This is a genomic window from Candidatus Polarisedimenticolia bacterium (assembly GCA_036004685.1).
In the GTDB taxonomy this organism is placed as follows: domain Bacteria; phylum Acidobacteriota; class Polarisedimenticolia; order Gp22-AA2; family AA152; genus DASYRE01.
Genome location: DASYRE010000001.1, coordinates 1 through 12,724, shown reverse-complemented (window position 1 = coordinate 12,724; position 12,724 = coordinate 1). Strand labels below are relative to the sequence as shown.

9 protein-coding genes are annotated in these 12,724 nt (G+C 65.2%); 6 read left to right on the top strand and 3 right to left on the bottom strand.

The window, feature by feature from the left end:
• The first annotated feature begins 349 nt into the window (after positions 1-349).
• A complete protein-coding gene (locus VGR67_00045; GenBank protein ID HEV8334794.1) occupies positions 350-2,761 on the top strand; it encodes an ABC transporter permease in 2,412 nt (803 codons plus the stop codon).
• Between the two features lie 241 nt (positions 2,762-3,002).
• Positions 3,003-3,551, top strand: coding sequence for a hypothetical protein (locus VGR67_00040; protein ID HEV8334793.1), 549 nt, complete (start codon positions 3,003-3,005; stop codon positions 3,549-3,551).
• 123 nt (positions 3,552-3,674) lie between these two features.
• Here VGR67_00040 and VGR67_00035 read toward each other — a convergent pair whose 3' ends face one another.
• Positions 3,675-4,046, bottom strand: coding sequence for a hypothetical protein (locus VGR67_00035; protein ID HEV8334792.1), 372 nt, complete (start codon positions 4,044-4,046; stop codon positions 3,675-3,677).
• 923 nt (positions 4,047-4,969) lie between these two features.
• Here VGR67_00035 and VGR67_00030 point away from each other — a divergent pair.
• The 4 genes from VGR67_00030 to VGR67_00015 all read left to right on the top strand — a co-directional run bounded on the left by VGR67_00030 (position 4,970) and on the right by VGR67_00015 (position 9,863).
• Positions 4,970-5,836: a thiopeptide-type bacteriocin biosynthesis protein gene (locus VGR67_00030; protein ID HEV8334791.1), complete on the top strand. Its 867-nt coding sequence runs from the start codon at positions 4,970-4,972 to the stop codon at positions 5,834-5,836.
• A 5-nt stretch (positions 5,837-5,841) separates the two neighbouring features.
• Entirely contained in the window at positions 5,842-8,454 is a 2,613-nt protein-coding gene (locus VGR67_00025; protein HEV8334790.1) for a lantibiotic dehydratase, read from the top strand.
• 12 nt (positions 8,455-8,466) lie between these two features.
• Positions 8,467-9,219, top strand: coding sequence for a class I SAM-dependent methyltransferase (locus VGR67_00020; GenBank protein HEV8334789.1), 753 nt, complete (start codon positions 8,467-8,469; stop codon positions 9,217-9,219).
• A gap of 203 nt (positions 9,220-9,422) precedes the next feature.
• The gene (locus VGR67_00015; protein ID HEV8334788.1) at positions 9,423-9,863 is read left to right on the top strand and encodes a hypothetical protein; all 441 of its coding nucleotides are present in this window, start codon (positions 9,423-9,425) and stop codon (positions 9,861-9,863) included.
• Between the two features lie 225 nt (positions 9,864-10,088).
• Here VGR67_00015 and VGR67_00010 read toward each other — a convergent pair whose 3' ends face one another.
• Both VGR67_00010 and VGR67_00005 read right to left on the bottom strand, forming a co-directional pair.
• On the bottom strand, positions 10,089-11,429 hold the full coding sequence (locus tag VGR67_00010; protein HEV8334787.1) for an MASE1 domain-containing protein: 1,341 nt from the start codon (positions 11,427-11,429) through the stop codon (positions 10,089-10,091).
• Between the two features lie 440 nt (positions 11,430-11,869).
• The gene (locus tag VGR67_00005; GenBank protein ID HEV8334786.1) at positions 11,870-12,397 is read right to left on the bottom strand and encodes a hypothetical protein; all 528 of its coding nucleotides are present in this window, start codon (positions 12,395-12,397) and stop codon (positions 11,870-11,872) included.
• Positions 12,398-12,724 lie beyond the last annotated feature (327 nt).

Below are 12,724 nucleotides of genomic sequence, written 5' to 3'. Positions count from 1 at the left end.
TGGAGGACTGATCCTGGCCTGTCTATTCCTACGATGGCCGAATCTGATAGCGGCGACCCTCGCCCACGCCGCGGCGAGTGCTCTCGTGGCAAGCTTTCTCCCTCCCCAGATCACAGGCTGGATGAGAGTCGGTCCTCTGTACTGGTGGGCCGTCGCCGGGCGCTAGAAGGCGTTCGTCGTGGTGGTCCGGCGGCGCGGACAGGCTCGGTTCGCGTCTCACACGGCCCGCAGGCCTTGCATTTTGTGGCTCGGAAACAGTGCCGGTCCGCCCGGCCAGGCACGGCCATGCACGATCTCAGGAGAGCGGAACCCGTTGGTTTAGAATCTCGTATAGAGATTGGAGGCCATCATGGATAACTTCTTGGGCGATGTGCGCTACGCAATTCGTTCCCTCGCGAAGACACCGGGCTTTTCCATCCTCGCCATTCTTACGCTCGCGCTGGGCATCGGCGGATGCACGGCGATTTTCAGCGTCGTCAACGGCGTCTTGCTGCAACCGCTTCCCTACGACCGGCCGGACCAGCTGGTGATGCTGCGCGAGCTGTCCGCCGAAGGCACGCCGATGAACGTGCCGGAGCAAAACTTTCTCGATTGGCAATCCGGCGCGCAGGGTTTCGAGCGGATGGCGTTCTACAACACCTTCGACGCCGCGGTTGCGGGAGGCAGCGAGCCGGCGCGCGCGCAGGCCTCGGAAGTCTCCGAGGATTTCTTCGACGTGTTGCGGGTGAAGCCGTTCATCGGGCGCGCGTTTCTCCCCGAGGAGCACCGGCAGGGCGCTTCGCCCGCCGCAATGGTCAGCCACAGCTTCTGGCAACGCTACCTGGGCGGCGATCGGGACCTGGCGGGCAAGTCGTTGCGCTCCTCCGGCTACAGCTTCACGGTGGCCGGAGTCTTGCCGGCGGGCTTTCGGTTCCCCGCCCGAACTGACGTTTGGGTTCCCAAGGGAGCCCTCAGTCCGGTCAACCCGAGCCGCAGCGCCCACAATTGGAGGGTGATCGCTCGATTGAAACCCGACGTGGCTCTCGACCGCGCGCGCGGCGATCTCAGCCGGATTGCGAAGAACATCCACGCGGACTTCACGGACGTGACCGCGGTGGACGCCACGGTGTCGCCGCTGCAGGACGCCTTTACGGCGCGCATTCGCCCGGCCCTGCTGCTGTTGCTGGGCGCGGTCGGATTGCTCCTGCTGATTGCCTGCGCGAACGTCGTGAACATGCTTCTCGCGCGCGCCACCGCGCAGGAAAAGGAATTCGCCGTGCGTGCGGCCCTCGGGGCGGGCCGGATACGGCTGCTCAAGCAGTGCGTGACGGAAAGCCTCGTGCTGGCGCTCGCGGGCGCGGTGCTGGGCACGGTTCTGGCCGCGTGGGGCGTGGACGTATTGCTGGCCCTCGGTCAGGGGCAAATCCCACGCAGTGAAAACGTCCGGGTGGACGTGGCCATGCTGGCGTTCGCGCTCCTGCTCTCGCTCGCGACGTCCGTGCTCCTGGGTTTCGCGCCCGGATGGCGGGCGAGCCGGCTGGCGCTCGCTTCGCTGATGAATGAGGCCGGACGCGGCGGCTCGGCCGGCGGGAGCCAGAAACACCTCCGCAATGCCCTGGTGGTCTCGCAGGTGGCGCTCACTCTGGTGCTTCTCGTCGGCGCGGGGCTTTTGGCGCGCAGCTTCGTGAAAGTGATGGCCGTGGACTTGGGCTTCCGGAAGGAAAACCGTCTGGGCCTGGATTTGAGCATGCCGTTCCCCAAAGACAAGCAGGGCGAGCTAAGGCTCCGCGCATTTGCCGCGCAGCTCGAGGCAAGACTCGTCCACCTCCCCGGCGTGGTCTCGCTCGGAGGGACGAACGCTCCGCCCATGTCGCCCTACGGCGGCAACGGCAGGTTCCTGATCGAAGGCCGGGGCGACTCGGGTGATTACTGGCCGAGCTACCGCATCGCGAGCCCGGGTTATTTCAAGACCTTGGGGATTCCGTTGATTCGGGGGCGCCTCTTCGAGGACGCCGACGGCGCGAATACGCCGCAGGTGGCGCTCATCAGCCGCGACGTGGCGGAGAAAGTGTTTCCGAACGAGGATCCGATTGGCAAACGCATCAACACGGCCAACATGGACGGCGACGATGCCTGGATCACGATCGTCGGCGTGGTCGCCGACGTTCGCGGAGAGGGGCCGGAAAGCGACTCCGGCGGCGCCATCTACACGCATTACCTGCAGCGCGGCGGGGGCGGCGGCATCGCGGCCTTCACTTGGGTACTGCATGCGACGGTCGAGCCGACTTCATTGATTCCCGCCATTCGCCAGATCGTTCGCTCCCTGGACCCCGAGGCGGCGCCGAAATTCCAGACGCTCGAAGAAAGTTTCCAATTGACGACCGCTTCGCGGCGTTTCAACCTGACCTTGCTGGGCGTTTTCGCGGGCGTCGCTTTGGCGCTCGCGGGAATGGGGATTTACGGAGTGCTGGCGTATTCCGTGGCCCAGCGCACGCGCGAAATAGGCATTCGCATGGCGTTGGGGGCGCAGCCGGGCCAAGTGCTGCAGATGGTGGTGCGGCAAGGCGGCCGGCTGGTGGGCGTCGGCGTGGCGATCGGCCTGCTCGGCGGCTACGCGGTGAGCCGCTCGCTGACCACGATGCTCTTCAACACCAGTCCGGCGGATCCCGCCACCTACCTTGCGGTCTGCGCGTTCCTGTGCCTGGTTGCACTGATGGCCTGCGCCGGCCCGGCGCGCCGCGCCGCCAAGGTAGACCCGATGGTCGCCTTGCGGCATGAATAGCCTGCTGCCTTCCAAAGGGACTCTTGGATCGCTCCTCCGGCCTGCGGGGTGGGTCACGAGGGAGCCTCCCGCAGCACGAGACGCGTCGCCAGCACCAGAATCCACGAGTGACGCCTACCGCCCTGAGCCCCGGGCGGCGGCAGCACGGAGATTGTACAATGTGCCCGCTTCCACCGAGAGGATCCCGAGTCCGGGCCCTTCGACGGGGAGGCAGACTTTCAATTGTAAAGGGGACGCTCCCATGAATCGTGAGGATTGCATTCTCTACAGCGGCGCCGCGCAGGGAGCGGAAGCTGCGTTCGGCGCGGCTGCCGAGAGGCACGGGGTTGCCGAAGTCAATTTCACCTTCGAAGGGCACAACGACGCCAGGCGGCGCGGCATCCGGGTCCTCACCGCCCAGGAGCTCTTGCAGGGGGACGTAAGCCTCATCTACGTGAACAAGCTGATGGGCCGCACCTATCCCAACACCCCGCTGATGCGCAAGGTGTTGCAGACCATCTGGCACCAGGTCAACAAGGGCCAGGAAATCTACGTCGTGGGCCGCATTCTCGAGGATCAGACGGTGATGGGCGGGACGGGCTGGGGCGCCGAGTTCGCCAAGCTCTGCAACAAGCCGCTATTCGTCTACGATCAGAATCGCGAAGGATGGTTCCACTGGACTGAGGAGAGATTCGAGCCCATCGCGGATCCCGTGATTCAGCATCCCCTGGTGTGCGGAACGGGAACCCGCTTTCCCACCGCCGCGGGGCTCGCCGCCATCAACGGACTCTTCGACAGGACTTTCCAGTAGCGCCGGCGCTCCACGGAATTAGGTCTGGAAAGGCCTACCCGCCACTGTCCGAGCGGAACAGGGGGAATCAAGGGCAGCACCGGAGGCGGCGGAACGTCGACGCCGTGCTGGTGCTGGAGGCAGTCAACAGCAGCTGATGCCGCCGCGGCAGGATCCAATCGCGCCGCCGCAGTCGGCGTCCGTTTTACAGGGATACCCGCAGCTACACCGGCAGGTGCGCCCCCCGGCAGCTGGCGTCCAGCTCGGAACCGCGCCCGGAGTCAAATCGGCTTTGCACGATCCTCCTTCGGGAAGCTCGAAGGTCGGAATATCCAATGCCAGGGCGGCCTGCCCGCAGTCGGCCTGGCCGGCGGCCGGGACTCCCAAAGACGGTTGGGAGGCGATCTTGCCGGTTGACGCTGCGCCTCCGGAGATCGGCAGGCTCAGCGCGACCGCGAGCAATACCATTACGGTGGCCAGACCGAACGCGCCCGCCAAATTCTTGGATTGAATCATCGTACGATCCTCCTTCCTTGAAAAGACGGAACCTGGATCCGGTATTCGTGCTTCGGATCGAACCGTGGCTGGACGATTTCGGCGGTTGCGGGGCGGTGCCCGAATGCGGGCGGCCCTCTTTGGAGAGAGCGCCATTCTCCCGAAGGCCCCAGGCCGAGTGGGGCGAAGGACACGATGAGGGGCGCGCCCTGAGCCCATCGGGGACACCTCTCTTCCGTCTTCGATTACGCCGCGGCCCACTATACGACTCAGTCAGGTATCTTTCAATTTCGGAAAACTCCTGGCCGGAAAATTCACGAATATCACATTGACAAATCCCCTCTCTCCTGGTATTTGGAGTTCTGTAGCACATTCGTCCAAAGTGCGCCTTCGCGGCCAAGCGCCGCGGCACACGCTGCACCGCTCGTGGCCTCCTCGGAGATCCCGGTTCGCTTTTCACATGACTCGCTTTCTGAAAGGAGAAGTAGGAATGGCAGACTTCGCAAAGCGTCCCGTTGCCCTGAATCTGGAAGTGGAGGATGTGGAGTCCAGAACCCGGCCCGGTTGTAACAGCTCCAGCACCAACCCGCTGTGTACCTGCCCCGTCATCGGTGCGCGCAAGAGCTAGACGGGTTCCGCAAGGTCTATAGGCCCGAGCTTCGAAATCCGAAAGGAGAAGCAAGATGGCGGAACTCGCCAAGCGTCCCGTATCCCTAAATCTGGAAGTGGAGGATGTGGAGTCCAGAACCAAGCCCGGTTGTAACTACTCCAGCACCAGCCCATTGTGCACCTGCCCCAGCCCCTTCATCGGTGCTGCGCGCAAGAGCTAGTCGGGTTCCGCAGGGTCTTTAGACCCAAGCTTCGAAAAGGGGTGGCGTGGAAGCGCTCCATGCCGCCCCTCATTTTTTTCCGCCCGCGACCCCGGGTAAGGAGCGCCTCATTCCATGACGTCTCAGCGCTGCCTCTACACGCTCCTCTACGGCCCTCGAGAGAGCCACGAAGAGATCCTTCGGGAGTTGGTCGAGCCCGTGGCCCGGAAAATCAGGACGCATGCCGAGCTCGACTCGCTCTTCTATGCCCGCTTCAACGTCCCGCGCTGGCAGGTGCGGTTCCGGGTCCTGGGACGGCCGGCCTGGGTCGAGGGAGAGGTGCGCAAGCTGGTGGAGGAACGGCTCGCCGTCATCCGCGATCGCGGTCTCATCGAAGGGCACGAATTCGCCGAGTACCAGCGGGAATACGATCGATATGGAGGCGGGGAAGGGATGGCGCTCGCCGAGCAGATCTTTTTTCACGATTCCCTCGCCTGCCTGGACCTCATCGAAGCCGACCGGCGGGGCGTGCTGGCGAAATCGCGGCGGGAATTCGTGCTGGTGATTACCGAGCGCTTCCTGGATCTGTTGGAAATGGACCGAGCACAGCGGCTGGCCTTCTACGAGCGCGGCTACGGGTGGGCCCTGGAGATCGGCAGTTGGCGGGAGGAAGAGCGCCAGATTCTGCAAGAGCGCTATCAATCGCTCGCGCCCGGGCTGGAAGAGCTCTTCCTAGGGGAAACGGCCCGGAACCCCGACGCCCTGTACGGCGGCCCCGAGGCGGCGCGGATCGCCCGGAGCTTCCTGGAATCGGCGCGTCCCGCGGCAGGACGGCTGCTGGAGGCTCACCGCGCCGGACGCGTCCCGCAAGATTTGATCTATCTCGCCTGGTCCTACACGCACATGCAATGCAATCGTCTGGGAATCGATCCGGCCGCCGAGGCGATCCTCCGATTCTTTATGCACCGCTTCCTAGAGGATCATCCGGATACCGAGGCTTGAATCCCGTGGAAACCCCCGCCGCTCCGCTGGTTCTCCTCCGCGTTGCCGCCCTTCCTTTCGAGTCGCTGGAAACGCTGCGCGCCGGATCTTCCCTCGCGCGGCTCCACGAGCTCCTGGCTCTTGAAAGGGAGATGGAAGGAGAAGCCGACGCCCTCAGCGAGGCTCTCTACCGTGCCGCCGGTCCGCCCGTCCCGGGAGATTCGGAGCGCAACCGGACGCGCCTGGCGATTGTGACGCTGCGCCGGGCCGTGTACAACCGGCGCCGGCCGGACCAGGCGCATCTGCAGGAGGCGGCTCCAGGGCTGGACCCGGCGCTGGCGCGAAGCCTCGAGCGACACGTCGAGCGCGGGCAGCGCTTCGAAGCCCTCGAGAAGCGCTTCCGCGAGGCCTTCTCCGTCGACCTTTGCGCCTCCCGGAGCGCCCTCATGGCAATTGGCGGCAGCGCTCTGTTCCAGGAAGGGATTCGGCTGGCCAGCCGGACGCTCTTCAAGGCTCTCAAGTCCCTCCAATCGGCCGACCCAGGAAGATGGGACTATGACGACCGCCATGTCGCCTCCAAGTTCGCTTCCTACGTCGCCCGGGGCGCGGCCAAGACGAGCCCCCAATCCGTCTTCTGCACCACCGCGCTGGTTCAGGTCGCTTCAGGCTCGGCACGGGTGGGCGGCGAGAATCGTGCCTCGCGAACGGAAGTCTTGCTGAATGTGTTCGAAGCCCGGAAGGTGACTTCATGTCTGGCCGCCGAGCCCGCCCTGCGCGCTGCCGCCAGGCTGCGGCCCAACCCAACGCTCCGGGAAATGGAAGGGGGATGGACTTACTGGCGGCCCGCCCTTCTGCGCCGCCCGACGGACGCGGAGGTTCTCTCCCGCGTCAAGGACCTTCCCGTCCTGCGCATGTTCCTGGAAGAGGCTTCGGTCGGCACGCGCCGCGTGGAGGAGATCCTGCAAGCCGTCGCGGCGCGGTCCGAAGCCGAGGTCTCCGATCTGACGCACTTCCTCGAAGGCTTGGTGGAAAGCGGCATCTTCCTGTGGGAGGTGGAGATCCCTTACAGCTGCCGCCGCCCGCTGGAAGCCCTGGCCCGCACCTGTCGGGAGGCAGGATGCCTGCCGCCGTGGCTTGGCGAGGCGGAGGAGATCGAGCGACAAGTCACCGCGCTCGGCGAGCTGACCTCCGGCGAAAGGATCGAGCGGTTGGATGGCATTCAGCAGCGTCTGGAGTCTTTGCCTCATGTTCGCCCCCTCAAGGAGGACGAGATCTTCCGGCTCGACGCCGCCTCGGGCTTGGAGATCTCCCTGCCGTCATGGGTCCTGGCAGACCTCCAGGAGGCGATGGAATGGTACGCGCGCCTGTTCGCCTCTCTCTATCCCGAATCGCTCCTCCGCGCCGACTACGCGGAGCGCTTCCTTCGAGCGCATCCGGCCGACCACGACGTGGAGCTGCTGGACCTTTACCACGGCCTTTTTGAGCCGGAGCCGGCCCGGCGCCCCTCATCCTTTCCGGAGCCGGCCGGCGCCCGGACCGGCGAGGCGACGGAGAAGGCGCTGCGGAGCTTCGTCCGGGCGAGGGACGCTTTCGCCAGGCTCGCGCGGCGGGCGGAGGCGGAAGGCGCGGAGGAGGTGGCCCTGACCCGGGAGGACTGGAGCGCGATCCTGGAGGAGACGCCCGTTCCCCCCTGGTTCTCCGGAGTTCTCTTCCAGGTGGACGGAGCGGGCGAGGAGGCGGTTTCCACCGGCGGCGCGCGGCTTGCTCTGAACGGCATCTTCTCCGGCTCCGGGCTGGCCGCGGCCCGACTCGCCCACCTCCACGGCACTGGGCGGACTCCCGCCCAGAATCCCATCGCCCTGGACGTGAAGCGGGAGTGGGCGCGGCTGGAGCGGGAAGGAGCGATCCTGGCGGAGATCACCTACATGCACTGGGGCCGCACCGCCAATGCCGGACTGCGGCTCCCCATCTTTCCATACGAGATTGAGCTGCCCGGGGAGAAAGCCTCCGAAGGCGCCGAGGTCATACCCCTTCGAGAGCTTGCCGTCCGCTACGACAGCGGCCGGAAGCGTTTCGTGCTGCGCTGGCTTCCCCGCGGCCTTGAAGTGATTCCGGTCATCGGCAGCGGCATCAGTCCCGAGGGGTTCGTCTCCTTTCTGGTCTCCCTGGGGCAGCAGGGATTTCAGCCGCTGGGCTACTTTCCCGGGTTCGAGGCGGAGGGGATCGTCGCATGGCCGCGCTTCCTCTGGAACCGCACGGTCCTGTTCCGGCGCCGCTGGATTTTTCCTCCGGAAGCTGTGCCGCGCGCGCTGGCGGATCCTTCCGCGCCCGAGGCGGAGGTCTTCGCCGCCCTGGCGCGCTTGAGGTGCCGCCATCGGCTGCCTCGCCACGTCTTCGTGCACACAACCGCCGATCCCAAGCCGTTCTATTCGGACCTGGAGTCTCCGATCCTGGCGGATCTGGTGCGCCGGGCGGCGTCGTCTCGGGATCGTCGAGCCGCTCCCACCCTCACCTTCACGGAGATGCTGCCGCCCCCGGAGGGGATTTGGGTGCGCGATGGCAAAGGCCGCTACGCCTCCGAGTTCCTGGTGCAGCTCCACGGCCCGAGTCATGGCGCGCCTGACCCCAAGAGAAGATAGAATCGAGGTGCCATGAGCCAGCGTCACGATGCTTACCGGGGATTCGCCGATCACTACGACCTCCACGGCTGGGACTGGTACGCCCCGACCTACGGTCCTCGCCTGTTCCGGATGATCGAGGAGAAGGGGCTTGCAAGATGCAGGGTATTGGACGCCGGCTGCGGGACCGGAACGCTGGCGCTGGAGCTGGCCCAGCGGGGCCACCGCGTGGTGGGAACGGATCTTTCGGAACCCATGATTGCCGCGGCGCGGAAAAAGGATGCCGCCGGCAGGGTCGCGTGGTACGTGGCGGACATTACGGCACAGGACCTGACGCGCCAGGAGGAGCCATTCGATCTGGCGACCTGCGTGGCCGACACGCTGAACCATCTCGAGACGCTGGACCTCTGGGAGCAGGCGTTTCGCCGGCTGGCCGCCCACCTGCGGGGCGGGGGCTGGCTGTTTTTCGACGTGATGACCTGCCGGGGGCTGGAACGGCTCGACAAGTTCGTGGCGGAGGAGAAAGACGGGCGGATGCTGGTCGCGGCCATCGTGTACGAGCCCGCGACGCGCCGCTCCACGGTGAAAGTGACGTCCTTCGTGTCATGCCCGGGGACCGCTCTTTTCGAGAGAGCCTCGGAGACTATCACCGAGTGGGGTCAACCGGTCGCCGGGATTCTGGAGCGGCTGCAGCTCGCGGGCTTCCATTCGGTGGAACAGCCCTTCGCCCAGCAGGACGACCCCGAGAAGGACGACCGCCTGGGAATCCTGGCTCGGAAGCGGTGACCTCGCAATCAGGCGCGATGGCCACGGTCGCTAATTCAATCGCTGTCGAAGAAGATCATCGCCGGTCCGTCCGGCTTCCCGGGCGTAAGGTCTGCAGGAAGTCAACCATGAACACCTGCCCGTTTTGCTCGAGCTCATTGCCACTGGATAGCCGCTTCTGCGGATCATGCGACTTCTGGACCCTCGAGTCGCTGCGGGGCGGCATGTCCGCGTTCGTGGCCGCCCTGGGGATCCACACCCAGGAGCTTTTGAACATCATTTTCCCCATCACCCTGCTCCTGATCTTCCGACTCCTGCTGCGCCGCACTGTCCCGGCGCTGATCGTCGTCTCGCTGCTGGCCATGGTGATGTTCCCCCCCGATTCGGGAGGCATCCCCGGCTACATCCTGGGGTTCAGCCTCGCCATCACGATCAGCTGGCTCGTCCTTTTCCGGGCAGGGCTGCTCGGCTTCGCGGTCATGATCAGCATCTTCAACCTGATGGACAAGCTGCCCCTCACGCCCCACCCGGCCGGCTGGTACCTGGGAACCATGCTCCTGGCGCTCCTCGTGATTGCCGCCCCGGCGCTTTACGGCTTCTGGACCTCCCAGGCCGGCCGCCCGCTGTTCCGCGATGAGATTCTGGAACCGGTCGCGCAGCGCTGAGAGGGCCCCCGTCCACCAGCTGGTATCGAGCACCCTCCCTTTCGATAGTTCCTGGCAGGGTTGGGTCGCAACAGGCCGCGCCCACGCAAGCGGCATCCTGTTGGCACCGTCTCCCGGCGCGCGTCGTGGCGTGAGGCAGCCGGGAACTTGTGAGCGTGGCATCATGGTGAGCAGGCGGCTAGACCCTGCGCGTCCGCCAACGATCTCGATCCCACTGGCCGACGATCAGCCGGGTCCGTCGAGTCGCAGCGCGCCCCGGGAGGCCTTCATGGCATACAGTTTCTGATCCGCCGCGCTGAGCAGTGTCTCCGTGCTGGATCCGTCCCGGGGGTAAACAGCCATCCCCACGCTCACCGTGACGCGCGGATTCTCCTGATCCGAGACCAGACGCTCCGCGATGCGCTCCGCCACCCGCCACCCCGCTTCTTCGTTGGTCTCCGGCAGCACGACGGCGAATTCGTCTCCCCCGTACCGGGCCGTGGTGTCCACCACGCGGCAGGACCGCCGGAGGGCCCTCGCCAAACGGCAGAGCGCCCGGCTTCCGACCAAGTGGCCGTACTGATCGTTGATTCTCTTCAGACCGTCCACGTCCAGGAGCAGCACGGCGAAGGGACGGTCCGTCCGCTCCGATCTTTGAATCTCTCCTTCCAGCACGCCCACCAGCTGGCGATAGTTCGCCAAGCCCGTCAGGGGGTCTGTCACGGCCAGATGCCGCAGCTCCGCTTCGATACGGTTTCTCTCGGCGACGACGGCCGCCAGCGCCAGGATCATGACGGCGATAATCCCCATGAAGGCCTGCAGCAGGAGAAGGGACTCGTTCTGCGTTGCCCGGGCGAAGGGGCCCAGTCCGTTCAGGGTTCCCAGGATGGCGATTCCGGACAGAAACACCAGGCAAGTCGCTGCCTTGCGCGGCCCGAAACGGAACGCTGCCCAGACCAGGAACGGGATGCAGACGTACTCCACCGGATAATGTCCGTTCGTCGTCTGGAACAGCTGGCCGAAGAGAATCAGGCCGACGAACAGCAGGCCCGAGAAAAGCGCCGCTGCCTCGACCATCCGGGGCCAGGGCCACAGGCTGCGCGGGCGCACGCTCCAGAGGAGCAACAGCGGTGTGACGATCAGGGCGCCCGTGGCATCTCCAAGCCACCACACGAGCCAGATCGTGCCGTAGTCCTCCCAGCGCGCCAGCCCGCCCAGCACGAGAGTCGTCACGCCACAGGTCGCGCTGACCATCGTGCTGACCAGCGCCGCTAGGACCGCGAAAGCAAACACACCCCACGCGCGCTGAAACGCCTGGCGGCCCCCTGCGTATTTCCTCACCAGGTAGGCTCCCAGCAGCGCTTCCAGCGTGTTGCCGATGGCGATCCCGATGGAGGTGCCCACCGAACCCGCCGTGAAAAGGTTCACGACGAAGGCGCCCACAAACACGGCGGGCCAGATCCAGCTCCCCAGGATGAGAAGCGCGGCGAGGGCGATGCCGGTGGGGGGCCACACCGCGGTGGCGCTGGCATTCACGAAGGCGAGCTTCAGCCCGAGCTTGCCCGCGGCGATGTAGAGGAGGGTCACTCCGAGAAGTTTCGCGGGATGTGCGAGTCGCCAAGGCGAGTTCCTCGACGCGATCGCCGACTCCGTCGGCGTCTCAGTCTCTGGAGCGGCTGCGGGCGATTCCAGCGCGAGGCCTTCGGTCAAGAAGCGAACTCCGATCCGGCATAGGGAAGCCCACGGCTATCTTGGGCGTTTTACGCCATTTGGAATATCGAGGCCGAAGCAGCAAACGTCAAGATGAACCGACTCCGAGAGTCCAGGCCCGGGCCGGAAGAAGCGGGGAATCCGAGTTTTCGTGGAAAGGATGTCTCAAATCCGGACAGAAGCGGCGCCTGGAGTGTCACCGCGCTTGACGGCCGCTTGGAGAGATTTGAGTCTGAACTCCTCAGCTCCAAAGAGGGCAGGCGGGGACTGGCCTACTTCGCGCGGCATCCCGCATCAGGATGGGAGATTGGACGGGTTCATTTGGCGGCCCGAGCTGCGGTTTTTACTCTCGGCTCTCTCCTCTGGCGGCGACCCGCCTTCGATGTGAGGGCAAATCCGATGAAGAAATGCTTCCTCTTCTTGTGGTGCCGCAGCGTTCCCAGATTGACGCGTCCGGCCCTGCCGCCCTCGGTCGAATCGACGCGGATCGCGAATCGGCCATTCCGGTCGCTCTTTCCGTGAATGCAGATCCCGTTGGGAAACCCCAGCGTCACGCGCTTGTTCGACACCGCCTTCCGTGAAATCGAATCGATCAGTCTGCCGGAGAGCACAAAACTGCCGCGAACCCCAAAATACGGCGCCCGCCCGTCTCGCGCCGCGTATCTCTTGTATTCCGGGAACAAACAGACCGCGCAATCCCGTTCCCCGGGGCCATTCGACCCATAGCAAGCCGCGCAGCTTGAATACCCGTCGAATTCACCGTCCCAACAGTCGCCCGTCCCCGGCTCGTTGCCATAGCACATTACGCACAGGCTGATACCCAGTCCATCAAGGAATCTCTGCATGATCTACCTCCTCCAGCGCGATAGCATTTCAGATCTCCCGTCCACCGATTTTTGCGGGTCCGCTCCCCGCCAGGAAGACCCGCAAACAAGAGGCAGCGGTCGTGGAGCCTCTCGCCCCTTGTCTTTTCCCTCGCGGCGCTTCGGGCTTGCTCGGAGGAGTTGCTTCTCGGTATACGCGGCAAGCGGTCAGATGGGATGAAGCGGCTCGCCACCCAATCGATGTGGTGGCACAGTTAGCCCCTCAACATTCCTGCGGTCCCATCCGCAGCTCGGGAGGCGAGCCATGGAACACATCGGGATCGACGTGCACAAGACCGAAAGCCAAAT

What these genes read in the sequence shown, in the direction of transcription:
- VGR67_00035 (HEV8334792.1), bottom strand. Translation starts at nt 4,046, where the DNA reads ATGATTCAATCCAAGAATTTGGCGGGCGCGTTCGGTCTGGCCACCGTA.
- VGR67_00030 (HEV8334791.1), top strand. Translation starts at nt 4,970, where the DNA reads ATGACGTCTCAGCGCTGCCTCTACACGCTCCTCTACGGCCCTCGAGAG.
- VGR67_00040 (HEV8334793.1), top strand. Translation starts at nt 3,003, where the DNA reads ATGAATCGTGAGGATTGCATTCTCTACAGCGGCGCCGCGCAGGGAGCG.
- VGR67_00015 (HEV8334788.1), top strand. Translation starts at nt 9,423, where the DNA reads ATGTCCGCGTTCGTGGCCGCCCTGGGGATCCACACCCAGGAGCTTTTG.
- VGR67_00020 (HEV8334789.1), top strand. Translation starts at nt 8,467, where the DNA reads ATGAGCCAGCGTCACGATGCTTACCGGGGATTCGCCGATCACTACGAC.
- VGR67_00045 (HEV8334794.1), top strand. Translation starts at nt 350, where the DNA reads ATGGATAACTTCTTGGGCGATGTGCGCTACGCAATTCGTTCCCTCGCG.
- VGR67_00005 (HEV8334786.1), bottom strand. Translation starts at nt 12,397, where the DNA reads ATGCAGAGATTCCTTGATGGACTGGGTATCAGCCTGTGCGTAATGTGC.